Origin of the sequence: Aquimarina algiphila (assembly GCF_947494415.1) — a bacterium.
Taxonomy (GTDB): Bacteria; Bacteroidota; Bacteroidia; order Flavobacteriales; family Flavobacteriaceae; genus Aquimarina; species Aquimarina algiphila.
On sequence record NZ_CANLVC010000001.1, the window covers coordinates 426,539 to 452,495 of the forward strand.

At 32.8% G+C, this 25,957-nt stretch carries 20 protein-coding genes; 8 read left to right on the plus strand and 12 right to left on the minus strand.

Features of this window, described 5'->3' with window-relative positions; translation table 11 throughout:
• The first annotated feature begins 266 nt into the window (after positions 1 to 266).
• The 3 genes from PQF96_RS01755 to nirD all read left to right on the plus strand — a co-directional run bounded on the left by PQF96_RS01755 (position 267) and on the right by nirD (position 4,720).
• The gene (locus PQF96_RS01755; protein ID WP_271764888.1) at positions 267 to 1,583 is read left to right on the plus strand and encodes an alginate export family protein; all 1,317 of its coding nucleotides are present in this window, start codon (positions 267 to 269) and stop codon (positions 1,581 to 1,583) included.
• 185 nt (positions 1,584 to 1,768) lie between these two features.
• On the plus strand, positions 1,769 to 4,288 hold the full coding sequence (gene nirB / locus PQF96_RS01760) for a nitrite reductase large subunit NirB (protein ID WP_271764889.1): 2,520 nt from the start codon (positions 1,769 to 1,771) through the stop codon (positions 4,286 to 4,288).
• A gap of 54 nt (positions 4,289 to 4,342) precedes the next feature.
• A complete protein-coding gene (nirD, locus tag PQF96_RS01765) occupies positions 4,343 to 4,720 on the plus strand; it encodes a nitrite reductase small subunit NirD (RefSeq protein WP_271764890.1) in 378 nt (125 codons plus the stop codon).
• A 162-nt stretch (positions 4,721 to 4,882) separates the two neighbouring features.
• Here nirD and PQF96_RS01770 read toward each other — a convergent pair whose 3' ends face one another.
• The gene (locus PQF96_RS01770; protein WP_160114390.1) at positions 4,883 to 5,053 is read right to left on the minus strand and encodes a class I lanthipeptide; all 171 of its coding nucleotides are present in this window, start codon (positions 5,051 to 5,053) and stop codon (positions 4,883 to 4,885) included.
• A gap of 157 nt (positions 5,054 to 5,210) precedes the next feature.
• Between PQF96_RS01770 and PQF96_RS01775 the strand changes: the two genes are divergently transcribed.
• From PQF96_RS01775 to PQF96_RS01790, 4 genes are all read left to right on the plus strand, one after another.
• On the plus strand, positions 5,211 to 6,098 hold the full coding sequence (locus PQF96_RS01775; RefSeq protein WP_143917258.1) for a DUF6734 family protein: 888 nt from the start codon (positions 5,211 to 5,213) through the stop codon (positions 6,096 to 6,098).
• On the plus strand, positions 6,083 to 6,838 hold the full coding sequence (locus PQF96_RS01780) for a hypothetical protein (protein ID WP_271764891.1): 756 nt from the start codon (positions 6,083 to 6,085) through the stop codon (positions 6,836 to 6,838). The genes PQF96_RS01775 and PQF96_RS01780 overlap by 16 nt, the downstream gene beginning before the upstream one ends.
• A gap of 196 nt (positions 6,839 to 7,034) precedes the next feature.
• Positions 7,035 to 7,619: a DUF4202 domain-containing protein gene (locus PQF96_RS01785; RefSeq protein ID WP_143917256.1), complete on the plus strand. Its 585-nt coding sequence runs from the start codon at positions 7,035 to 7,037 to the stop codon at positions 7,617 to 7,619.
• 6 nt (positions 7,620 to 7,625) lie between these two features.
• Positions 7,626 to 9,437: a PAS domain-containing sensor histidine kinase gene (locus tag PQF96_RS01790; RefSeq protein WP_143917255.1), complete on the plus strand. Its 1,812-nt coding sequence runs from the start codon at positions 7,626 to 7,628 to the stop codon at positions 9,435 to 9,437.
• 13 nt (positions 9,438 to 9,450) lie between these two features.
• Here PQF96_RS01790 and PQF96_RS01795 read toward each other — a convergent pair whose 3' ends face one another.
• From PQF96_RS01795 to PQF96_RS01845, 11 genes are all read right to left on the minus strand, one after another.
• Positions 9,451 to 10,320, minus strand: a complete 870-nt coding sequence (locus PQF96_RS01795; RefSeq protein ID WP_109439092.1) for a BadF/BadG/BcrA/BcrD ATPase family protein — start codon at positions 10,318 to 10,320, stop codon at positions 9,451 to 9,453.
• 76 nt (positions 10,321 to 10,396) lie between these two features.
• Positions 10,397 to 11,398 carry a type I glyceraldehyde-3-phosphate dehydrogenase gene (gene gap / locus PQF96_RS01800; RefSeq protein WP_109439093.1) on the minus strand — a complete coding sequence of 334 codons (1,002 nt, stop codon included), beginning with the start codon at positions 11,396 to 11,398 and terminating at the stop codon, positions 10,397 to 10,399.
• Positions 11,399 to 11,452: 54 nt separating this feature from the next.
• Entirely contained in the window at positions 11,453 to 12,439 is a 987-nt protein-coding gene (gene pfkA / locus PQF96_RS01805) for a 6-phosphofructokinase (RefSeq protein WP_109439094.1), read from the minus strand.
• Between the two features lie 269 nt (positions 12,440 to 12,708).
• Positions 12,709 to 13,131: a T9SS type A sorting domain-containing protein gene (locus PQF96_RS01810; protein WP_271764892.1), complete on the minus strand. Its 423-nt coding sequence runs from the start codon at positions 13,129 to 13,131 to the stop codon at positions 12,709 to 12,711.
• 27 nt (positions 13,132 to 13,158) lie between these two features.
• Complete coding sequence (locus tag PQF96_RS01815; protein WP_271764893.1) at positions 13,159 to 13,446, minus strand: hypothetical protein; 288 nt, start codon at positions 13,444 to 13,446, stop codon at positions 13,159 to 13,161.
• 289 nt (positions 13,447 to 13,735) lie between these two features.
• Entirely contained in the window at positions 13,736 to 15,124 is a 1,389-nt protein-coding gene (locus PQF96_RS01820; protein WP_271764894.1) for an alpha-amylase family glycosyl hydrolase, read from the minus strand.
• A 31-nt stretch (positions 15,125 to 15,155) separates the two neighbouring features.
• A complete protein-coding gene (locus PQF96_RS01825) occupies positions 15,156 to 17,012 on the minus strand; it encodes a glycoside hydrolase family 13 protein (RefSeq protein WP_271764895.1) in 1,857 nt (618 codons plus the stop codon).
• Positions 17,013 to 17,140: 128 nt separating this feature from the next.
• On the minus strand, positions 17,141 to 19,447 hold the full coding sequence (locus PQF96_RS01830; RefSeq protein ID WP_109439098.1) for a glycoside hydrolase family 65 protein: 2,307 nt from the start codon (positions 19,445 to 19,447) through the stop codon (positions 17,141 to 17,143).
• A gap of 154 nt (positions 19,448 to 19,601) precedes the next feature.
• On the minus strand, positions 19,602 to 20,267 hold the full coding sequence (pgmB, locus tag PQF96_RS01835; RefSeq protein WP_109439099.1) for a beta-phosphoglucomutase: 666 nt from the start codon (positions 20,265 to 20,267) through the stop codon (positions 19,602 to 19,604).
• Positions 20,268 to 20,275: 8 nt separating this feature from the next.
• Entirely contained in the window at positions 20,276 to 21,646 is a 1,371-nt protein-coding gene (locus tag PQF96_RS01840; RefSeq protein ID WP_271764896.1) for an MFS transporter, read from the minus strand.
• A 111-nt stretch (positions 21,647 to 21,757) separates the two neighbouring features.
• The gene (locus tag PQF96_RS01845) at positions 21,758 to 22,801 is read right to left on the minus strand and encodes a LacI family DNA-binding transcriptional regulator (RefSeq protein ID WP_271764897.1); all 1,044 of its coding nucleotides are present in this window, start codon (positions 22,799 to 22,801) and stop codon (positions 21,758 to 21,760) included.
• A 222-nt stretch (positions 22,802 to 23,023) separates the two neighbouring features.
• Here PQF96_RS01845 and PQF96_RS01850 point away from each other — a divergent pair, with 222 nt between their 5' ends.
• Positions 23,024 to 25,951, plus strand: coding sequence for a SusC/RagA family TonB-linked outer membrane protein (locus PQF96_RS01850; protein ID WP_271764898.1), 2,928 nt, complete (start codon positions 23,024 to 23,026; stop codon positions 25,949 to 25,951).
• Positions 25,952 to 25,957 lie beyond the last annotated feature (6 nt).

Sequence of the window (25,957 nt, forward strand, 5' to 3'; positions counted from 1 at the left end):
ATCCAAATATATGAATATTTCAAAAACGCTTAAGTAATTTTATAAATTTGAAAAATAAAACTAAGTATTTTTACATATAAAAACAATAAAAAATAAGTATTAATACTTATTTTTGCTTTCAGTAAATGACATTATCATTAATAATACAATCAGAGGAATACAAAATGATATCAGTCATAATTTACATTTAAATCAGGGGGTACTTTTATCAAAACATAAATTAACTTCCTAAGGTTCTATTTTTAAACTAATCTAAAATTATTGAAATGAAAAACAAGTTATTGATAACAACATTACTGTTTGTAGTATTTGCTTTTAGAGGAAAAAGTCAAGAATTAAGTATTGATGCAGATATCAGGCCTCGGTTAGAATATTTAAATGGTTTTGGAAGCCTTTTACCAGATGGAGTTGATGCAGGATTATTTGTACAACAACGTTCGCGTTTAAAATTTGGATATACAACAGATAAATTCTCTACCTACCTAAGTGTTCAGGATGTTAGCGTTTGGGGGGATACTCCACAAATCGCAGCAGCAGATAACAATAATAGCTTTTCTCTGGCACAGGCATGGATAGATTTTAAATTCGGAAGTGGATGGTCCACCAAACTAGGAAGACAAGCCTTGTCTTATGATGATCAACGAATTTTTGGAGGTTTAGATTGGGCGATGCAAGGACGTTTTCATGATGCGGCTCTACTTAAATACTCCAAAGAAGGATTTAAATTTGATCTTGGAGTTGCATTTAATCAAAATGGTGTGAGTAGACAAACGACATTATTTGATCCTAATAATGCAGGTAATGCAAGAGCTGTTTTTGATTATAAAGGAATGGTATATGCTTGGTTACATAAAGACTGGGAGAAATTCTCTGCAAGTGTATTGGTTGCAAATAACTCCTATCAAAATTTGGGAGATGATGGTCAAACTCCGGTGGATGGAAATGTGAATCGTCAAACTTTTGGAACACACCTAGTAGCCAAACCAACCAAAGGACTCTCGATAGCAGCAAACGTATATGGACAAACAGGAGAATTTACAGAAGATATTGATCTATCAGCATACAATGCTATGTTAGAAGTAACATATAAACCAGGAAAAACACTTTTTGGACTTGGATTTGAAACTTTAAGTGGTGATGAAAACGGAGGTACAGATGGAGAAATCGAATCGTTCTTTCCTATTTTTGGTACCAATCATAAATTTAATGGGTATATGGATTATTTCTACGTAGGAAATCATGCCAATAATGTTGGACTCAATGATATTTATGCCAAAACAGTGATAAAAACCGGTGAAAAATCTAGTCTACTACTCAAAGCTCATTATTTCTCTGGAGCCGAAAGCCTGGGAGATAATGTAGATGATTACCTGGGAACTGAAATAGATATTGTATTTACACAAAAACTATTAGCTTTTGCAACACTTAAAATAGGATACTCTCATATGTTTGCCTCTGATTCTATGGAAATACTTAAAGGAGTACCTGAACCTGCAGATAATCAATTTTGGGGATGGGCTATGCTAGTCGTAAAACCTAACTTCTTAAAATGGAGCCCAAAACCTGAGGTTCCCTCAGAATAAAAAATATTAGTTCACAATAAGTTAGCTATAAAACACTATAATATAGACAAAAACCTGCAAAATTGATTTTGCAGGTTTTTGTCTATATTTTTTAGAGATTCATAATTTACCATATTCATAATTACGTAATTCTTATTACATTAATAAGTATTAATACTTAATTTTGACTTATAAATACGTAATTTATGAAAAATGTAGTAGTGATCGGTAATGGAATGGTAGGTTATAAGTTCTGTGAAAAGTTTGTAGCCTCAGAAAAATTTAGCGAATATAAACTTACTGTTTTTGGAGAAGAGCCAAGAAGAGCATATGATAGAGTCCATTTAAGCGAATATTATTCAGGAAAGACAGCAGAAGATTTAAGTATGTCTTCGCCAGGCTGGTATGAAGAGAACAACATCGATCTTCATATCTCAGAAATGATTACAGAAATTAATAGAGAAGAAAAAACAATTGCAAATCATAGAGGAATCAAATATTCATATGATTATTTAATTCTGGCAACAGGATCCTCGGCATTTGTACCTCCTATCCCAGGTGTCGAAAAAGAAGGAGTTTTTGTATATCGTACTATTGAGGATTTAGAAGCAACAGAAGCTTTTGCAAAAAAATTAAAAGCTGCTGGCAAAACAGAAGCTGCGGTGCTTGGTGGAGGGCTTTTAGGTTTAGAAGCTGCAAATGCAGTCAAAAATTTAGGGTTAAATGCTCATGTGGTAGAATTTGCCCCACGTTTAATGCCCAGACAGTTAGACAAAGGAGCAAGTGATATGCTTCAATCAAAAATTGAGAGCCTAGGCTTAAAAGTACACTTATCAAAACAAACACAGTATATTCAAGGAGATAAAACAATTAAAGGTTTACAATATGTAGATGATACAGAATTAAAAGTAGATATGCTTGTAGTTTCTGCTGGTATTCGTCCTCGTGATGAAGTTGCTCGTGAGTGTGGTTTAGAGGTAGGTACTCGTGGTGGTATTCTGGTAAACAATCAAATGCAAACTACAGATCCAAACATCTACGCAATAGGAGAATGTGCCTTACTCAACAATATGATTTATGGCTTGGTAGCTCCTGGTTATGATATGGCAGAAGTTGTTGTAGATCAAATCACAGGCGGAGAAAAAGAAATGCCTTCATATATCGATATGTCTACGCAATTAAAACTTATTGGTACAGAAGTAGCTAGCTTTGGTGATGCATTAAATGATGCTAAAGAAGAGATTGATGAAATTACGTATGTAAATAAACGTAACGGAGTTTATAAAAAAATAAATGTTACTAAAGATGGAAAAAAATTATTAGGTGGTATTCTTGTAGGTGATTCTTCAGATTATAACGCCTTATTTCAGATTTATAATACGGCGATGAAGCTTCCTGAAGAGCCAGAGGATCTAATTTTAGGAAGTCGTGGCGGAGATGGTGGTTCTTTATTAGGGGATGTTATGGATTTACCTGATGATGCACAAATTTGTTCTTGTGAAAGTGTTACTAAAGGTCAAATATGCGGTGCCATACAAAATGGAGAAGCTAAAGACTTAGCTGATGTTGTTAGTTGTACTAAAGCCGGAACAGGTTGTGGTGGATGCAAACCTATGGTAAAAGATCTAACCGATGCCACGCTAAAATCCTTAGGGATCGAAGTAAAAGATCATATTTGTGAGCATTTTGATTACAACAGACAAGAATTATATGATATTATTCAAATAAAAGGATACACAACCTTTGACGAAGTTTTAGATCACATCGGAAACGGAGGGCATGGTTGTGAGCTGTGCAAACCTCTTATCGCCTCATTAATGGCTACTATTCATGCAGATACTGCCAATAAAGAATATACTATTCAGGATTCTAATGATCGTTTTTTAGCGAATATCCAACGTAACGGAACTTATTCTGTAGTGCCACGTATAGCAGGAGGTGAACTAACCGCACAACAATTAATTGATTTAGGCGAAATAGGAAAGCGCTATGATCTATATACCAAAATTACTGGAGGACAACGTATTGACTTTTTTGGCGCAACGCTAAATCAATTACCAAAAATATGGAAAGATTTAATCGATAAAGGTTTTGAAAGTGGGCATGCTTACGGGAAATCATTACGTACTGTAAAAAGTTGTGTAGGTTCTACATGGTGTCGTTATGGAATGGATGAAAGTGTAAGTTTTGCAATCGAATTAGAAAACCGTTATCGCGGAATGCGCTCACCACACAAAATTAAAGGTGGAGTTTCGGGTTGTATTCGTGAATGTGCAGAGGCACGTGGAAAAGATTTTGGGGTCATTGCTGTAGAAGGTGGTTGGAATTTATATGTTGGTGGAAATGGAGGAGCAACCCCAAGACATGCAGAATTACTTGCTGAACAAATTGACAATGAAACCGTAATTAAATACATAGATCGCTTCTTAATGTTTTATATGCGAACTGCAAAACCTTTACAACGAACAGCTGCCTGGCTGGATAGATTAGAAGGTGGTATTGGACATTTAAAAGAAGTAGTGATCAACGACAAATTAGGTATTGCTGAAGATCTAGACCGGGAAATGAAAACACTGGTAAATAAATTTGAATGCGAGTGGAAACAAGCTATTGAAGATCCAGAAATGATGAAACGCTTTAGTCACTTTGTAAATAGTGATGATGACGATGATAATTTGGTATTTGTTCCGTTACGTGAACAAAAAATGCCACAACACTGGAAATAAAAAAATAGAATGGGGTTTCCGTTTTTACGGAAATAACTTAAACAAAACCTTATTATGGAAGAAATTTTAGAAATATATAAATCTACTTCATTAGAAAATGTAACTGTATGGTTCGAAGCTGCCAAAGTAAGTGATTTCCCAAAAAATGGAGGAGCCTGTATCAAATACAAAGAAAAGCAAATTGCAGTTTTTAACTTTGAAAGAAAAAATACCTGGTACGCTTGTCAAAATGTTTGTCCGCATAAAATGGAAATGGTACTAAGCCGGGGTATGATTGGTGATCAGAATGGAATACCAAAAGTTGCGTGTCCAATGCATAAAAAAACATTCTCTTTGGAAAACGGAGAGAATTTAAATGGTGATCTTGCTCCTATAGCTACTTACCCTGTAAAAATAGAAGATAACAAAGTTTATATTGGTTTTTCGGAGTGAGAAAAAGTAGTATTTATAATTCTTTTGTTTAAAATTGTAATTTCATAGAAAAAGGTAGCAACCTAAGGTTACTACCTTTATTAAAAAATTAATCTAATAATTCATAAGTATTATTTAGATTATAAATAATTCCTTTTCTAGTGCACTTAAGCCAAAAAATCCTTAACCGCATGAATAAGATGCTGTGCAAGTAGTCCAATGACCGCCACCTCCGCAATCTTTACCTCTTGTAGGATAATTTCCACCTCCTACTATTTTTCTTTGGTTAGAGTTACTAAGACTACTAATTTTTTGCTTACCTAAAGACAGTTTTAAATTTTTCTTTTTTTTCATGTAATTTAGTTTTAAAAGTTATCTTAAATTTATTTAAAAAATCTAACATATCTTTTCAATTAACAAAAGTTTATTACCCTCATTAACATTACGTTAAACACTGGAAGAATATCATAAATAGTTCCTTAAATTTAATGACTGAAACCTAAAAAATACAATGAAAATACTCCACAGTTTTTGGTCAAAACCCTATTTTTTTAATAAGAACTACAAAAATATTGGAGGTTGGCGACAAAATCGTTTTTTCTATATGAGTTGGGCATTAAGTTGTTTAACTCTAAATAAAATCTACGGTAATATCTCTTTAGTAACAGATCGACAAGGCTATGACATATTAATTAAGAATTTAGACTTACCATATTCGAATATTACTATTGAGCTAGACAATTTAAATAAATATCCTGCTAATCTTTGGGCTTTAGGAAAGATTGCGGCTTATTCTTTACAAAGAGATGCTTTTATTCATGTTGATGGTGATGTCTATATATGGGATCGTTTTGGCTCAAGAATCGAGAACGCAACATTAATTGCCCAAAGTAAAGATATTGATGAAGGTCACTATGAATATGCTATTAAAGAAATTCACAAAAACAATTATATTTTACCAAAATTAATTACCAATAGATTATCATCAGAAAGTAAAATAGTTGCAGCTAATGCTGGTATTTTTGGAGGAAATGACTTAGACTTTTTTGACGAATATTGTGAACATGCTTTTAAGCTTATAGAGGCTAATCAGAAAATTAAAAATTCTGATTTAAATGGCACATCTTATGCATTAATTTATGAGCAATATTTATTTAGTTGTATGGCACACAAAAAAGGGATCAAGATTGAATATCTAGTTTCAGATACTCCTAATCACACCAATTATGTAAAAGACATATCCAACTTTAGTAACAAATACGAATCCTCGTTAAAATATGTTCATTTATTATCAACCAAAAAACGATATATGGATTCGTGTTATGAATTACAAAACCAACTAGAATTAGAGTTTCCAGAGTATATGGATAAAATAGAAAGAATATGTCACAAGATTTAATAGGTAAATTAAAAATATATTACTCCAGAAGTATTGCTTTATCAAAAACATTAGGAATATTCATTCCTGATTTATTAGATTTTCATGACGGTGAAATCAAAGATGAAAATAATCCCATAAAAGGGTATTACAAAAGCAAGATTACTTATCTAAAGAAAAATGATCCCAAACACAATATGCTAAAAGAACTTCTTTCTATCGAATTCGAAAAAGCACAACTTTATACACCTTCTAATTTAGATAAGATTAAAGAAAATGATGTAAAACTAAATATACAAAGAGAAGAAATTTTATCAATCTCTTATGATGAATTGTGTAATAAGAAAATCGTACAAAACCCTTTTGTAAATACTTATGAATCTTCATGGGAGTTTATAAATAATGCCACTGAAAAAAAGTTCTCTACAATAGAAATGAAAGGAGATTATTACTTTGTTTTTCAGTTAACAGGAATGTTTGACAGGGAAACACAGACATCAATTTTAGAATTTCCACTTCACAAACTAGAGTACTATTTTCTTCAACTTTCTGAAACCCCAGTAGTATTATTAGAAGTAATTAATGAATTTAAAAAAGTGTTTGATATTAATGACTTAAAAGAAGAAAATACATTAAACAATGAAATAAAAACAATGATAAGAAAATTACTTTTCAGAAAGTTCTTGATTTTTTACAAAGAGGAAGAGTATTCTATTCTTAAAAACCTATCTTTACAACGAAGACATTCCTTCTCTTCCTAATTAATAATTAAGCACATCTTAAAAATCTGATTATTAGCAGCATAAGTCTTAGTAATAATTGAGATAATACACCTTACATATCCTATAAAAAAGTTATGGGTTGAGCTATATATAATGGGAATTCAAAGTAAGAATCTCATTTGAATTCTGGTTTAAAAAGCACTAACTTTGTAGGTATATCAATACAATACTTTTTATGTCAAGCAATTTATTAGTTGAGGCTTATGCTTTATTTGATCAGGCAAACGCAAAAGATCCAAATCAGCATACTATAAATGGAAAACTTGTTCCTAAAGAATTAATTTATGGCCAAAGAATGTCTCAAACTATTGAAAAATTCGAACCCAATGCTTCTGAGGCACTAAAATTAGCTGCAAGATCTCAACACATCTGTAGGTGGGAAATTCCTCGTAAAGACTACCCTATGGATCGTATTGGATACCTAAAATGGAGAGAAGACTTAAAAAAATTTCATGCCGCAAAAGCTTCTGAGATATTAGAAAAGGTTGGATATGACTCAGAAATTATTGACAGAGTATCTTTTTTACTGCAAAAAAAGAAACTAAAAAAAGATGAGGATACACAAACATTAGAAGATGTAATTTGTCTTGTTTTTCTAAATTTCTATTATGAAGACTTCTTAAACAAACATACTCCTGAGAAAGTAATTGATATTTTACAAAAAACATGGCGTAAAATGTCTGAAAAAGGTCATAAAGCAGCATTACAACTGTCATATTCAGAAAAAGCATTAGATTTGGTTAAAAAGGCATTAGCATAATTATAATTGAACAAACAAGAATCATTAGATCATCAAACTTTTGGACGCCTAAGCAAAATATATAGTATTGCATTAGGTGCTATAGCGCTATTTTCTATTGGAAGTCAATTTTTTATACAGAAATACTTAAACTCTCAGATTGATGATTCACGAATCATTAATATATCAGGTAGACAAAGAATGCTAAGTCAAAAAATATCAAAGGATATTCTTGTGCTGTGCCATCTAGAAGATGAAGAATCAAAAATACAATACGCTAGTGATTTAGAATCTACCCTTGATCTCTGGAAAGAATCTCATGAAGTACTTCTTCAATATAACGAATCTGTACAGAAAAAAAATCGTGATAGTAGTGAAATAAGAAAAATGTTTTCTGTTCTGGAACCCTATTTTCAAAACATTCTACAAAGTAGCACCGAAGTCCTTAATCTTGTGAAAAACGATTCTATTGATGCTATAGCTTTAAAAACAAATCTTGATACTGTACTTCTCAATGAACCTTTGTTTTTAGAACAAATGAATGCAGTTGTTTTTCAATATGATAAAGATGCAAAACAAAAAGTCTCAAGCTTAAAAAGAATTGAATATTTACTTTTTTGTATTATAATTTTAATTCTGGTTTCTGAATTCTTTTTATTATTTAGACCAGCGGCAATACGTATTAAAAAGACAATTTCAAACCTATTAATTTCTCAGGAAAAAGCTGAAAGCATGGCTTCGAGAACAGAAGTATTGAGAAAAATACAAGAAGAAAACGTACAGGAATTACTTACACTTACTAAAGCAATCAATCAAACTCTTTTGTATGCCAGAGTGGATAAAGCAGGCTTAGTTATCGATTTAGGTGAGCGCTTTGGAAAACTCCTTCAAGTTGACCAAGATAACAAGCAAAAAAGCCTTGCTGACCTTATGAGACTTAATGAAGTTCAAAAAAGTAGATTACTTGAGCTTATTTCACAAAATAAAGGAGGTGTTTTTAACGAAGAATTTGAACTACAAATCGTTGCTAACCAAAAAATCTGGTTGGACGTATCTATATACACTGTATTTAAAGAATCAGGAAAATCTGAACGACTTGTATTATGTTCTGATATTTCTAAGCGAAAAGAAGCTCAAAATGAAGTAGAACGACTAAATGCTAAACAATACAAAGAAAAAGAAGAATTACAAAAATCTAACGCCAGTCAAATAGTAGAAGCCCAAGAAGAAGAACGAAAACGCATCGCAAAAGAGATTCATGACAGTATTGGTCAAATGCTAACCGCTCTTAAATTTAATATAGAATCTATAAATCTAAAGAATATTGAAAAGGCAGGGCAAAAAATTGAAGGTTTAAAGAAAGTTTCTAAAGATTTAATTCAAGGAATTAGAATGGCAACTTTTAATCTTACTCCGCCAGAATTAAAAGACTACGGAATACCTATCGCTCTGCAGAAAATGGCTAGGGAGCTTTCTAAATTGACAGGAAAGAACATCATTTTTGAAAACAAATCAAATTTTGAACAAAGGTTTGACACTTTAGTCGAAACCAACTTGTATAGGGTCACTCAGGAAGCCGTTAACAATGCTATTAAATATGCCAATTCTGATTATGTTATGATTTCAGTAAATCATTCTAATTCGATACTTAGCATCATTATTGATGATAATGGTGATGGATTTGACATTGATAGTATTCCTTCTAAACCTAAAAACAACGCCGAAGGTGGCATGGGTTTATTCTTTATGAAAGAACGTATGAATTATATTGATGGCAGAATATTTATTAACTCTATCCCAGGTGAAGGAAGTCGAATTACTTTAAATTACTCTATTTAGCGATAAGATTTCTTTACACTTTATCTTTCTTACCTTTTATAATTTCATTACGGTAATAATCAATAATGCCATCTATAGGTCTTCTCACTATATTTCCAACAGTAAGGTTATATGGCCATACTGCAGCTCTAATAATATCCTCACTAAAATGTGCTATTGAGCCAATAAAATGAATAGGTACATTTTGCGCTTCAGAAAAACACAATACTCTATTCTCTACAAACTCCTGGATACCTTCAGTTACAATTTTATAAAAATACCCATTACGTTCGCTGGTAAAGATAAATTCAGCAAAAGAAGCTAAATACGTATTTGGATTATCTTTTTTGTACAAATTTTCTTTGATCGTATCTGAAGAAAGGTCAAAACGTTTTTCAAATTCTGATGCCACTTCAGGAGGCATTCTTTTATAATAGTAATCACGTATTAAACGTTTCCCAAAATAATTACCACTTGCTTCATCCATAAGAATATACCCTAAAGAATCCACAGTCATATGAATATCATCACCATCATAATAGCAACTATTAGATCCTGTACCCAAAATACAAACAATACCAGGTTCTGTTGTAGCAGCATAAACTGCAGCTACCATATCCTCTTGTACATCAACCTCTGCATTTTCGAAATAATCTTCAAAAATTTTCTTTAGCATTGCAGCCGGTTTTGGTGTACCACACCCTGCTCCATAAAACTTGACGATATCTATTTTTTCTCTATAAGAAGAAAGTTCTTCGTTGGCTCTTATTCTTTCTTCTAGTAAAGATTTTCCAAATACAGCAGGATTTAACCCCTCTGTTCGGGTTTTAAAAACGATTTCTCCAGAGTTATCTAGAAGAATCCAATCGCATTTAGTAGAACCACCGTCAGCTAATAAAATCATTTGAAAATTTATTTGTTGTTTACAAAAGGGAAAAAAGCCCCGAAAAAAGCCTCGGGGCCAAAATTATATAGTCTTCTTATAGGTTACCTACGTACTCTGATAAATCAACTAACTTAGAGGAATACCCATATTCATTATCATACCAAGAAACTAGTTTAAAGAAATTATCGTTTAATGCAATACTGGCTCCTGCATCAAAAGTAGATGTATGTGCTTCTCCAACAAAATCCTGGGATACTACATCTTCATCAGTATATGCTAAAACTCCTTTAAGTTCATTTTCAGAAGCATTTTTAAGCACAGCTTTTACGTCATCATAAGATACTGATTTTTTAGTTCTTACCGTAAGATCTACTACTGAAACATCTGCCGTTGGGACTCTAAATGCCATACCTGTAAGTTTCCCATTTAGTTCAGGGATTACTTTACCTACAGCCTTTGCTGCTCCTGTTGATGATGGTATGATATTATTCAATGCAGAACGACCTCCTCTAAAATCTTTTTTAGATGGAGCATCCACAACAGCTTGTGTTGCAGTAGCTGCATGAACAGTGGTCATTAATCCTTCTTCAATTCCAAAATTATCATCAATCACTTTAGCTAGTGGAGCTAAACAATTTGTTGTACAAGAAGCATTAGAAACAATAGTATCTGTTGCTTTTGCCTGAGTATGGTTAACTCCCATTACAAACATAGGAGCATCTGCAGAAGGAGCTGAGATTACCACCTTTTTTGCTCCTGCTACTAAGTGAGCATTAGCTTTATCTAAAGTTGTGAAAATCCCTGTACAATCCATTACAACATCCACTCCAGCAGCATCCCATTTTAACTCTTCTGGGTTACGCTCTGCAGTCACACGGATTTCTTTTCCATTTACTACAAGGTTTCCATTTGCAACTTCTATTGTACCGTCAAATCTTCCATGTACGGAATCATATTCTAATAAATAAGCTAAATGTTCTACATTTAATAGATCATTGATTGCTACAATCTCTACATTATCACGTTTAGAAGCAATTCTAAATGCAATTCTTCCAATTCTTCCGAAACCGTTAATTCCAATTTTTAACGTACTCATATCTAAAATTTTAGTTGTTTTTGATTTAAATAAAATGTGGTTATAATATAAACTTTACACCGAGGTGATATCTGCGACTTTTATTAATCCGTCATGCTTATGTAATCTTTTGTCTAATGCTGTCTTAAGAGGCACAATAGTAACCACCTTATGAACAATACCAATCATTACTTCACTCTTTCCTTCTAAAAGTGCTTCTACAGCACCTACTCCTAATTTACTTGCCAGCACTCTGTCATAACAACTTGGCGGCCCGCCTCTTTGTATATGCCCTAGTACCGATACTCGTACTTCGTAATCATCAAGGTTTTCTTCAACATACTCTCCAAGTTCAAAAATATTTTTTCCTGACTTATCTCCTTCTGCAACGACAATTATACTTGACGTTTTTCCTGTTTTCTTACTTTTTCTAAGAGAATCCAAAAGTCGTTCTACTCCCATATCCTCCTCTGGGATTAATATCTCCTCTGCTCCTGCTCCAATACCTGCATTAAGTGCAATATCTCCTGCATCACGACCCATAACCTCAATAAGAAATAATCGGTTATGCGAACTTGCAGTATCTCTAATCTTATCGATTGCTTCAACCACTGTATTTAATGCAGTATCATATCCAATAGTATAATCTGTACCATTAATATCATTATCAATAGTACCAGGAATACCTACAACAGGAAAATTAAATTCTTCTGATAATTTTAGCGCGCCTGTAAAACTTCCATCTCCACCAATTACAACTAATGCATCAACATTATTCTTAATTAGGTTTTCATATGCTTTTTTTCTACCTTCTACAGTTCTAAAATCTTTGGATCTAGCAGATTTAAGAAAGGTTCCTCCTTTATTTATAATATTACGAACAGAACGTGCATTTAGCTCTTCAATCTCATTATGTATCAGGCCTTCATATCCTTTATAAACACCAAAACAATTTATTTTATAATAACTACACGCACGGACCACAGCTCGAATGGCAGCATTCATTCCAGGAGCATCTCCCCCAGAAGTTAGCACAGCTATATTTTTAACTTTTTTTGTCATCGAGCCAAATCTATCGTTATTGGAAGTAATAACCTAATTTGCTAAAAAACTAAAACGTTTTCGGTTGATAAATTCAGTATTTACCGACAAAAAAGACATTATTTTAACACATTTTCATACTTTTCGTTAAGAATAAAACAATATATTAAATCACAAATTTTAAATATTATAATATCATAATAGATTATATAAAACATAAAAACGACCTGTCGAGACAAGTCGCTTTTATAAAATATTGCTTTTGTTTTTGATTATTTTATAATATACTCTTATTTAATAAACTGTTTAGTAATCACTTTATCATCCTCTACATATACTTTTACGATATAATTTCCCTTTGATAATTTTTCAATATTTATGGTATTCGTATTTGAAACACTTAACAACCTAGAATTTAGATCATAAATTTCGCTTTTTATAATATTTCCAGAATACTGTACTTTAATTTCTTCATTACCTGGGTTTGGGTAAATCTTTAAGTTTTGAATAGAACGTTCCTTTTCGATGTTAGGAGTTTGCACATCTCTTTCTGGGCCATTTGGTCCAGAAAATATTTGGCTTACAGTACTTGTTGGTACTGTCTGGGCACAATCCTGCATTTCGATTCCTGTCCATCTTATAACCCAATCTCTATTCTTTGCTGTACTTGCTCTTAATGGATTTGCAAAATTTAAAGATCCTACCGTTGGCAAATCAGAAGGAGCATCTGTCCGTCCATCTTAGATATACTCTAAATCCTGTGTAGGCGTAACATTATATAAAGACGGAGTACCCGAAATATTCCAGTGAAAGCCTTTATTAGTTGTGGATTCTAAGGTTACCAGATAATGAGGAGTAGTATTAAAGCCACAAGCCGAGGTATTAATATCCACATAAATACCTGTTGTATTATAATCTACCCAGTCATCTGGAGAGGTCACTCCCTGGCCTATTTTTACCTGAGCTTGAATAATGATAAAACTAAATACTGTAAGAATTGTTAATACTAGTGTTTTAAGAGATTTCATGATTAAAAGGTTTTAAGAATTAAAAAGTTAGTTGTTTTGGCATACCGATTTAGTCAACTTTAAAGCTTTCCTAAGATACCATAAACCTCAAAAAACTTATTATGGAATAACAACAAAAAAAAGATTGACTCTCCTGATGTTTTGTCTTAAAAAACATATAACCCATTGATTACATGAAATTTAAAAACAAAAACCATTAAAGAAGCAATCTTCTAATATCATGCTAATTAATAAATAATTAACAGATTATTTCCCTTAATTTAATTGTGATATATAAATTATTACAATTTTATTTTTTAATCAAGATCCAATAGTCCCAAGCTGCAAGTTCATATTCTTGTCCGGGTTTTATTTCAAAATTATCTCCTGAAAGATAATTTGTAAATTCTCCTTTATATTCTGTTGTAAATTTTACTGGTTCCTTAGTCAAATTAGCCACAAAAACAACTTCATGATTGTCTTTTTTCCTTGCAAATGCTAATACTTTTTTGTCATCTGAAGTTGTAATACGAGTATAAGAAGCTGCATTTTTACCTCCATGTAAGGCAGGGTTAGTATTTTTAAGTTTTCCTAACTTCTTATATAAAGGGAAGAACTTATTTTTCTTTTTAATAATTGTATCTTTTTCAAAGAACAATAAGCGCTTATCCATATCATATTCTTGTCCAGAATAGATTAGCGGCATTCCCGGAGCAACATATGACAGTGCCGCGAATACTTCTGCTGCCTCTCCCATTCTTTCTTTTACTGTTCCGTTCCAGGAGTTTTCATCATGGTTCGAAGTAAAATTCATAAGAATATCATCTTTGGCATACATAGTGTCTATTTGTACCATTCTTTTATCCCATTCACTAACATTACTTTTACCTTGAGCGATATCATTCATTTTATGATGTGTATCCCATCCATATCCCATATCAAAAGCATTTTCTAATAATTCTGGCTCCCATCCTTCAGCTAACATAAATACTGGTTTAATTTTCTTAAGTTCGGTAACCGTCGTATTCCAAAAATCTACAGGAACCATTCCTGCTACATCGCAACGAAAACCATCTACTCCTTCTTCTTTTAACCAATATATCATATCGTTTTTCATCTGCTCCCGCATGGCGGTATTGTCATAATTGAGGTCAGCTACATCTGTCCAATCTGTATCCACAGTATGGGTAATATTACCTTCAGTATCTTTGGTATAGTATTCTGGGTGTTCTTTTAACCAAATATGATCCCATCCCGTATGATTTGCTACCCAGTCTAGAATTACATAAATATCGTTATCATGAGCAGTTTTTACCAGTGTTCTAAAATCCTCGATAGTTCCAAATTCTGGATTTACTTTTGTATAATCTGATATTGCATAATAGCTCCCTAAAGAACCTTTACTTTTGGTTGTCGAAATTGGATAGATAGGCATTAACCATAATACTTTCACTCCAAGTTCTTTAAGAACAGGAATATCTTTTGTAAACGCATTAAATGAACCTTCTGCAGAATATTGACGGATATTTGCTTCATAGATAATAGCATTTTCCATCACGGTATCACTAATTGGTTGAAGTTCTTCTTTTACCTCTTCCTTAATTTCAGTTTCTGCTTCTGCTATAATATTCTCTTCTTTTGTTTTTCCGCAAGAAAATAGAATTCCTATTGCGATAAAACTTAGTATTATTTTCTTCATTTCAAAAAATTTTATATCTGTAAGTATTCGTTTATTTTAATTCGATTATCATTGAGGTTTTTGCCGCCACGCCAAAATTCTCTGTTACATTTATATTAGAATCTGTAATAATATCTGTTCCAATCTTAAAGCTTTTTAACCCTTCTCTAAACCTATTGATATCTAATTCTTGATTTTTTAAACTATTATTAATAATTACCATAACACTTTTCTCTGCATTATGTCTAAAGTATACGTATACATTATCAAAAGGAATAAACTGCAATAGCTTTCCTGTATGAATCACCTTGGTATTTTTCCTCCATTGTAATACTTTTTTTGTAAAAGCATGAAAAGCTTCCTGATCTTCTGTTCTTCCGTTTTTTTGATCTGAAGATAAAAATGCATTTTGCGTATCTTCTGGCCATCCTCCCGGAAAATCTCTACGAATATCTCCATCACCTTTCTTATCTTTATTTCCCAACATCCCTATTTCATCCCCATAATATAGCTGAGGAATACCGCGAGTAGTGAGTATCAATGTCATTACCATTTTATATGTATTGATATCTTCCTGGTAAATTTCATTGATACGGTTGGTATCATGGTTTCCTGAAAATAGAAGAATATTATTAATATCAGGGTATAAAAAGTCATTTGTAAAATTATCATATGCTCTTATCATTCCTTTATCCCAAGCATTTTCATCCTCATTAAACATTACTGTAATTGCATCATGGAGTGTAAAATCCATGACTGATGGTAAATGAGAATTATAATTATCGATAGCTCCTATTTTACTATCTTTTTGCCAATACGCCATTTGAGCCTGATCATGCATCCAGACTTCTCCAACAATATTGAAGTTAGGATATTCATCCATAATTGCTTTAGTCCATTTGGCAATCCCTATCTTATCATTATAAGAATAGGTATCCACTCTAAATCCATCTAAATCGGCATATTCGATCCACCAAATTGCATTTTGAGTGATATATTTGAGTAATAATGGGTTACTTTGATTCATATCAGGCATGGTAGTATCAAACCATCCATCCATACAGCCCTTACTATCAACTTGTGAAGCATTTGTATCAAACTGTGTCGTCATACGATAATTACTACGCTTAAATCCTTCTGGCCACTGATGTATCCAATCTTTGGTTGGCAAATCTGTAATCATCCAATGCTTGGACCCCCAATGATTAGTAACATAATCCATAATCAGTTTCATATCTTTCTTATGCATCTCTGATGCTAATCTTTTATAATCTTCATTTGTTCCATATCTAGGATCAATCTTATAAAAATCACTTTGTGCATAGGTATGATATGAATATGCTGGTTCATTATCTTCCAATAATGGCGTACTCCATAATGCGGTAGCTCCAAGATCTTTTAAATAATCAAGATGATCAATTACTCCCTGAATATCACCTCCATGACGTCCTCCCGGATTAGTGCGATCTGCTTTCTCGGCCGTATCTTTATGTGAATCGTTTTTAGGATTTCCATTTGCAAAACGATCTGGCATAATGAGATACATCACATCACTACTATCAAATCCTTTCCTTTTAGCCGAGTTTTCTTTTCTGGACTTAAACTCGTAGGGTTGCGAAAACACCACTTTATTATTTTCTTTAAAATCAATAGAAATTGTTCCTGTCTTGACTCCTTTTGTATCTATTGTAACAAACAAATAATTAGGATTTTCGGTTTTAGTAATATCACTAATCGTAATATCTTTTATATGAAGATCATATTTGGCTATATCTTTTCCATAGCAAAGTATTTGCAACTCTCCTGTGTACATATCACTCCACCAAAATGGAGGTTCAATTCTTTCTATTTGTGCATGAGTTAAAGAAAAAACAAAACAGAAAAATAGGGTTATTAATGTACTCTTCATTTTTATATTTTTTATTAAATAAATTCATTATGTAAAATCAATACTTTAAAAGTATTTCGGTACAGAAATAAATACCCCAAAAACATCGAGCGTCTTTGAGGTATTTTATCCTTAATCAACACTAAAATTTATATTGTAATTAGACTATTAGGAGAAATTTTGAACTCCTTATCATCAACATAAATTAATAGTTCATGGTCACCCTCAAGATTAAAAGATGTTCCTTCTTGAGAAACATTAACTTTTAGAATTTGATTCCTGAAATTGACATTAAAAGTATATCCTTTCCATTCTTTAGGAATTTTAGGAGCAAAAGACAAAGTATCGTTTTTAATTCTAAGTCCTCCAAACCCCTCTACGATACTCATCCAGGTACCTGCCATACTAGTGATATGCAATCCTTCTTCTACTTCTTTATTATAATCATCAAGGTCTAATCTAGAAGTTCTCAAGTAGAATGTATATGCTTGATCCATTCTGTCCAATGCCGCAGCCTGAATACTATGAACGCAAGGAGACAATGAAGATTCATGTACTGTAAACGGTTCATAAAAATCAAAGTGAAGTGCTAATTCTTCTTTGGTAAACTGGTCCTCAAACATATAGAATCCTTGAAGCACATCTGCTTGCTTAATATAAGGAGAGCGTAATATTCGATCCCAACTCCACTTTTGGTTAATTGGTCGTTGTGATGAATCTAAATCAGAAACACTTATTAATTCTTTATCCAGAAATCCATCCTGTTGTAAATACACTTTATGCTTTTCTGAAAATGGGAAATACATTTTTTCTGCAACTTCAGACATTGCATTAATCTCTTCTTGTTTTAGATTCGTTTTTTCTATAATCCTAGTATAGTCACTTTTGTATTCTGCTTTTACTTTATTGATGTTTTCAATACAATATTCTATACTCCATTTTGCTAAATAGTTAGTATACCAATTGTTGTTGACATTGTTTTCATATTCATTAGGTCCAGTAACTCCTAGAATGACATACTTATTTTTATCTGTTGACAATGTAGCTCTCTGATGCCAAAAGCGGGCAACCCCTATCATAACTTCAAGACCTTTTTCTGGTATATAACTATAATCCCCGGTATAACGATGATAATTATAGATAGCAAATGTCATAGCTCCATTACGATGTATTTCTTCAAACGTAATTTCCCATTCATTATGACATTCTTCTCCATTCATAGTTACCATAGGATATAACGCCGCTCCATTAGTAAAACCAAGTTTTTCGGCATTCTCTATAGCCCTTTCTAAATGGTTATAACGATAGGTTAACAAATTACGTGCTACAACCTGATCTTTGGTTGCCATATAAAAAGGAATACAATATGCTTCTGTATCCCAATACGTACTACCTCCATATTTTTCGCCTGTAAATCCTTTTGGTCCTATATTGAGTCTGGCATCTTTGCCCAAGTAAGTCTGATTCAGTTGAAAGATGTTAAAGCGTATTCCTTGTTGTGCTTTTACGTCACCTTCAATTGTGATATCTGCCATTTCCCAAATTCTTGACCAGGCTTTCTTTTGCAAATCTAATAATGCATCAAATCCTGATTCTGAGGCCTGTTTAAGTACCGTAGTACTAGCGGAAGCTAAATCTTTTTCTTTGTGATTAAGTGATACCGTATATCCACCAAACTTTACTATACCTGCTGTTTTTCCTTTAGGTATAACAATCGAATAGTTTAATTTGACATATGTACTATTTGTTTCTACTTTGGGATAGATATTTTTTTGTTCTCCTTCAAGAAAGATTTGATTCAACATTCCTGTACACACATGAAATTCGGTCTTCATTGTTTTTGACAAAATATATGCTGAATCTCCTTGTTGTGATAAATCATAAGTATCCCAGAATTTATCATCCCAATTTGTATCTTCATTTGTAATTCCTGAATCAAGATAGGGCGTAAACACAACGGTAGCATCATGATTTATAGGAGTCACTTCGTATTTAATAGCACCAACCTCATCCAAATCAAGACTTAGGAACCGTACAGATTTAACCGATACTTCAATACCGTTTAATAAAGTAATATCAAAAGAACGCTGATACCAGCCTTCCTTCATATTTAATTCTCTTCTGAAATTAGTGATCGATCTACATCTATATAAATCGAGTTTCTCTCCATTTATTTCTACATTGATACCTATCCAATTTGGTGCATTAAGAACTTTGGCAAAATATTCTGGGTATCCATTTTTCCACCAACCTACTCGGGTTTTATCAGGATAATATACTCCTGCAACATAACTTCCCTGAAAAGTAGGACCTGAATACGCCTCTTCAAAATTGGCTCGTTGTCCCATTGCTCCATTGCCTATACTAAAAAGGCTCTCTGAGGATTTAACTCGTTCTACATCAAATCCTTCTTCAATTATTGACCAGTTATCTGGTTTTATATAATCCTGATTCATCTGCTTTTAATATTTTTTTAGATGTCAGATGGAATTTGCCACTACATCAACTATATAATTATCAACCAACGCACTAGCTGGTCTCTTCTCTAAAAATGTCTTCAAGACATTTTCTTTACATTTGATCTTATGGCTCATTTCATACTATAAACTGTTAAACTTTTTGAGTTGTAACTAACGTATCTATAAACTCTTCTTTTATTTCTGTAAAATCTTTAAAAATGTAATCTGCTTCATGTAACACACTAGGGTTACCAATACCAATACTGATCATATTGGCGCTATTAGCGGCTTGAATACCTGCTACAGAGTCTTCAAACACCACACAATTCTCTGGGGAAACCCCTAGTGCTTCTGCACCTATAAGAAATACTTCTGGATCAGGTTTTGCTTTTGAAACATTAGTACCATCTACTATGCTATGAAATTTGTCGTATAGCTCTACTTTCTCTAAAATAATTCTGGCATTTTTACTGGCAGAACCTAAGGCTACGCCTTGTTCTTTTGATATTAAATAATCTAAAATTCTTGGTACATCTGGTAGAATTTCACTAGTATCCATTCTAGATATGTAGTTTAGATATTCTTCATTCTTTTCAGACATTAGTTTGGTAAATCTTTCTTCTGATATCGTTTTACCTCCCCACTCTAATATTTTTTCTAAAGAACGAACTCTACTAACTCCTTTAAGTTGTTCGTTTTGTTCTTCTGAAAAAGAAATTTCTAAACTAGTGGCAAGATTTTGCCATGCTAAAAAGTGATATTTAGCGGTGTCCACAATAACACCATCTAAATCAAATATAAATGCTTTCTTCATTATTCTACTACTTATTTTGGGTTATAGGTTATGGCGTCTTTATTAGTTATTAGCAGGTTACAAAAAGCTGCTATTGTCAAACTCATTCCTGCTATTACCATGGCATAAATTGTTTCGTTTCCAATAAGTTTATAAGCAAAATTAACTCCTCCTACAGCCGCTACAATCTGTGGTATCACAATGAACATATTAAATATGCCCATTATAACTCCCATTTTCTTTGGATCGACAGAGCTTGACAACATCGCATATGGCATTGATAGAATACTACCCCAGGCAAATCCTATTAGTGTAAAAGAAAGGAACAACCAATCAGGAGAAGGGATGAAATACATAGATACAAATCCTATACCTCCTAATAATAGTGACCCCATATGAACTAACTTTCTATTAATCCTTTTTCTGGATGTATAGAAGGTTAATATTAGAGCAAAAGCCATTGATGACAGTCCATAGGTTCCCATATATCTACCAACCTCATTAGATGATTTTTGAAATGCTGTATTTGCTAATTCAAATGCTTCTTTGGATTCGGGGATACTCATATCAAATGAGGATTCGGTAGGAACTGGTGTTTTAAAAACATGTTCTGTTAATGCAGGATTAGCAAGGCTCCACATTGTAAAAAAAGCAAACCAACTGAAAAACTGAATCAATCCCAGTTTCTTCATAGTAAGTGGCATACTTCCTATATTATTTAATATATCAGGAATGAATTGGTTTTTTTTCTTTTTCTCTTTTTCGAATTCTTCCATATTTTCTGGAGGATATTCGGAGGTTGTAAATACTGTATATAGAATACTTATAAGAAATATAAAAGCTCCAATAGCAAAAGCTATTTTTACTGACATAGGAATAACACCATTTGGAGCAGAATCGCTTACTCCTATTTGAGAAATCACCCAAGGTAAATTACTTGCTACCCAAGTTCCTATTCCAATAATTAGTGTTTGTGTAACAAAACCATATGATCTTTGAGATTCAGGTAATTTATCAGCTACCAGAGCCCTAAATGGTTCCATTGAAATATTAATAGAAGCATCTAAAATCCATAAAAATCCTGCTGCAACCCATAATGTTGGAGAATGAGGTACCAAAAACAAAGCTATAGAGCTTAATATAGCACCTATTAGAAAATAAGGCCTTCTTCTGCCCCACCTTGGGCTCCAGGTACGATCACTTAAATATCCTATTATAGGCTGAACCAACAAACCTGTTAAAGGAGCAGCAATCCATAATAATGGTATTGCATCTTTTTCTGCACCTAAGGTTTGAAAAATTCTAGACATAAATCCGCCTTGCAAAGCAAAACCGAATTGAATTCCTAGAAAACCGAAACTCATGTTCCAAATTTCCCAGAAACTTAATTTACGCTTGTTCATCAAGTAAAAAATTTAATTATTACTCTGATAAGCGAAACTACTTATCAAAACTTATTTTAGTAGAAAGCGAAAATATAAGTTTTGAATAGAGGCCAAAGATATTATAATTTTTCAATTATTAGGATCACTCCCTATTTTTTTTGTAGATTTTCTTTGGATTAAGCTAGTATCGATAATTACCGTCCTATACTCTTCTGTCACCTCATCATCTCCTTCTAATTTATCTATGAGAAGCTTCGCAGCTCTTATGCCCATATCTTCTCCATGTTGACTAACTGTTGTTAAACTAGGAATAAAATGCTTTGACAATATCCCATCGGTAAAACCTATAACAGAAACATCATCAGGCACTTTCTTTCCTTGTAAATCAAGGACTTTGACAGCAGTAACAGCAAATAATTCATTTACTGCAAAAATAGCATCAATATCTTTATCTTTTAAAAACTCAGAGATTTCAGCTTCACAATTATCTATATCTTCTATCTTAAGTATAAACTCTTCTTTTTCGGTAATATCGTATGCTCTTAGTGCTCTTAAATACCCATTTGTTCTTAATTTCCCAACACTTATGTAATCTACGGTAGTGAGTATTGCGATTTTCTTACAACCTATAGAGAGTAAATGATTTGTAGCGGTTTGTGCTCCTTTAGTATCATCAATAATCACTTTATCACAAACCACTTCATCTATAATTCTATCAAAAAGAACCACAGGCATTCCCTGACTCATGGTTTCCTCAATATGGTGATAATCTTTTTTAAGTTGAGTCTCTTTTGCCACAGATAGAATAAATCCATCGGCACTACCACTAGCTAACATCTCAAGATTGATCACTTCTTTATCAAATGAGTTATTAGATGAACATATAATTACATTATATCCTTTTTCATTTGCTACTTTCTCTACTCCACCAATAACCGTAGTAAAAAAGTGATGTACAATCTCTGGGATAATAACACCAATGGTTTTCGTTTTACGATTTTTAAGGCTTAAAGCTATATTGTTAGGTTTATAATTATAAAGCTTTGCAAATGCTTTTACCTTTTGTCGTGTATCCAGGCTTATTTCTACGCTATCTTTTAGCGCTTTTGATACTGTAGAAATAGAAACATCCAATTCTTTTGCAATCTGTTTTAACGTAACTTTTTGTTTCATTCCCTAATAATTTTGGTTAAAAGTCAAATTTTGAAGCGAAAATATGTCATATGGACAGAATTAAACTTAAAATTTTAACGGAATTTCAAAAGTTTTCCACACGCAAACGTTTGCGTAAGGTTATGGTTAAACCCTACTTAAAATTTAACACAAAATTTACATACTTTGGTTGCGGAAAGCGAAAATATAAGACTTAAAACAATCAAAAACTAATTTAATTTTATGAAAACATTTACTAAAAGCGCATTGTTTTTATTGTGGTTGATACCAATGAGCTTTTTTGCACAGTCGACTGTTAATGGAACAGTTACTGACGCAGGAAATGGTCAACCCATTCCTGGTGTAAATATCATTCTTAAAGGATCTACAAACGGAACAACTTCTGATTTTGATGGAAATTATACTTTAAGCAATGTTAACGATGGGGATATTATTGTATTCTCTTATGTTGGATTTTTACCTCAGGAAATGGCATACAGTGGTCAAGCCACAATAGACATTGTATTAGAAGAGGATGCCGCCGAATTAGAACAAGTAGTTGTAATTGGTTACGGTACTACCAGAAAAAAGGATTTAACAGGATCTGTTGCTCTGATAACTTCAGAGGATTTTAATACTGGTAATAACATTACCGCAGAAACTCTATTTAATGGTCGAGTAGCTGGGGTAAACATTAATACCAACGGTGGTCCTGCAGGGAATTCTGAAATTAGAATTCGAGGAGGAGCGTCATTAAACGCCTCCAACAACCCCCTAATAGTTGTTGATGGTCTACCATTAAATGATCCTGGAGATACTGATAACGGCTCTAGATCTGTTCTTTCTGCCATCAACCCAAATGATATTGAATCATTCTCTATCTTAAAGGATGCTTCAGCGGCAGCCATCTATGGTAACCGTGGAGCAAATGGAGTAATTATCATTACAACCAAAAAAGGTAAAAAGAATTTACAAATAAGCTTGGATTCCAAAACTGGTATAAATTCTGTAACCGATGTGGTAGACGTATTCTCTCCTAGTCAATACAGAACGTTTATAGCAGAAAACTTCCCTTCTCGAGTTGACGATTTAGGTTCTGCTAATACAGACTGGCAAGATGAGATTTATAGAGATGCTTTTTCTTCAGATCACAATTTATCTGTTAGTGGTTCTATATTACAAGTATTACCTACCAGGCTGACCCTAGGTAGATCAGATCAAGAAGGTCTTAGAAAAACTTCAAAATTTGAAAGAACAACAACCTCTCTTTCTTTAAACCCTAGACTTTTCAATAATCATTTAAAGATAGATGTTAATGCAAATCTTAATTTTGAGAAAAATAGATTTGCTCCCAATGTAGAGGGATCTGCTATTACATTCGATCCTACTCAACCAGTACTCGATCCAGGCTCGCAATATGGAGGTTTCTTTGAGTACCTAGATCCTAGTACTGGTTTTGCAAGAGCAAATGTGCAACTAAATCCAGTTGCTCAATTACTCCAAACCAGAGATATTGCAAATGTGAGAAGATATTATGGTAATGCTAAATTCGATTATCAACTACATTTTTTTCCAGATCTAAGAGCCGTAGTAAACCTTGGGTTGGATACTAGTGAAACAGATAGATTTGAAGAACGCTCTACAGAAAGTGCAAATACATTTAATGCTGCTCAAGGAGAATTCAATGGTTATAAATCTGATACTGACTTTATTGCTAAAAACAAATTATTGGATACATATTTGGTATATAACAAAAAAGTTGGCGGTTTAGATATCGAAGCAACTGGAGGATATTCTTATCAAAAATTTGAAGTAGAAGAATTGCTAACAGGAGATCAACGAGATCCAAATATAGAACCTGAAGAAACTATCAATGCCGATGTAGTATTATTAGCATATTTCTTAAGAACAAATTTAAAATTTAATGACAAGTACTTTTTAACTGGATCTATACGTCGAGATGGTACTTCTAGATTTAGTGAAGATAACAGGTTTGGTTATTTCCCTTCAGCATCTTTTGGATGGCAAATTAATGAAGAAGATTTTCTTAAAAGCTCATCCTTAGTAAGTAATCTAAGATTAAGATTAGGTTATGGTATTACTGGACAACAAGATATTCCTTCTGCAAATGATTACTTAGAACGTTACAGAGGTAGTGGGCCAAATACTCAATATATCCTTAATGGAGAAGTTGTAAATATTGTTCAGGCTCAATTTAGAAATGAAGAAATCGAATGGGAAAAGATAACTGAATATAATATCGGTTTAGACTATGGTCTCTGGAATGATCGAATCAGTGGTTCTGTAGATGTGTTTAGAAAAGAATCTGATGATTTACTTTCTCAAGCCCCTGTACCAGATGGTGCGAACTTTTCTAATCAAGGGTTTCAAAACATCGGTAAGTTTGTTACAGAAGGATTAGAATTTTCTATCAGTGCTGATATCATTAAAACCAATGACTTAAATTGGAATGTTAGTTATAATGCTACTTATATTAATAGAGAAATTGAAGAGTTAGCATTTGGGCAAGACATATTAACTACCGGTATTGGAGGTGGTACAGGTAATACTATCCAAATTCAAAGACAAGGAGAAGCCCCTTTTTCTTTCTTTACATTTGCTCAGCTTTATGATTCTAATGGTAGACCAATAGAAGGAGCTTATGCAGATTTAAATGGAGATGGTGTCATAAACAACGATGACAGATATGTTTCTGGTGATGCAACTGCAGATATCACAATGGGACTTCAATCAAGTTTCAATTATAAGAATTTTGACTTTAGCTTTAACATGAGAGCTAGTATTGGAAACGAAATCTACAACAATGTAGCTTCATCAAACGCACAACTTGGAAATGTATTTAGAAATGTATTTAATAATACTCCAGTAAGTGTATTAGATACTAATTTCCAAAATACTTCTGATGTGATTTTATCAGATTACTATGTAGAAGATGCATCATTTGTAAGAATGGATAATATTACAGTAGGATATACAATGCGAGACCTAATGAAAGGGATATCAAGCTTACGTATATGGGCCGGGGTCCAGAACGCATTCGTTATTACGGATTATTCTGGATTAGATCCTGAAATCCAAAATAACGGTGTGGATAACACAATCTTTCCAAGAGGACGCACTTTGTTATTAGGAATTAACTATAAATACTAAAAAAAA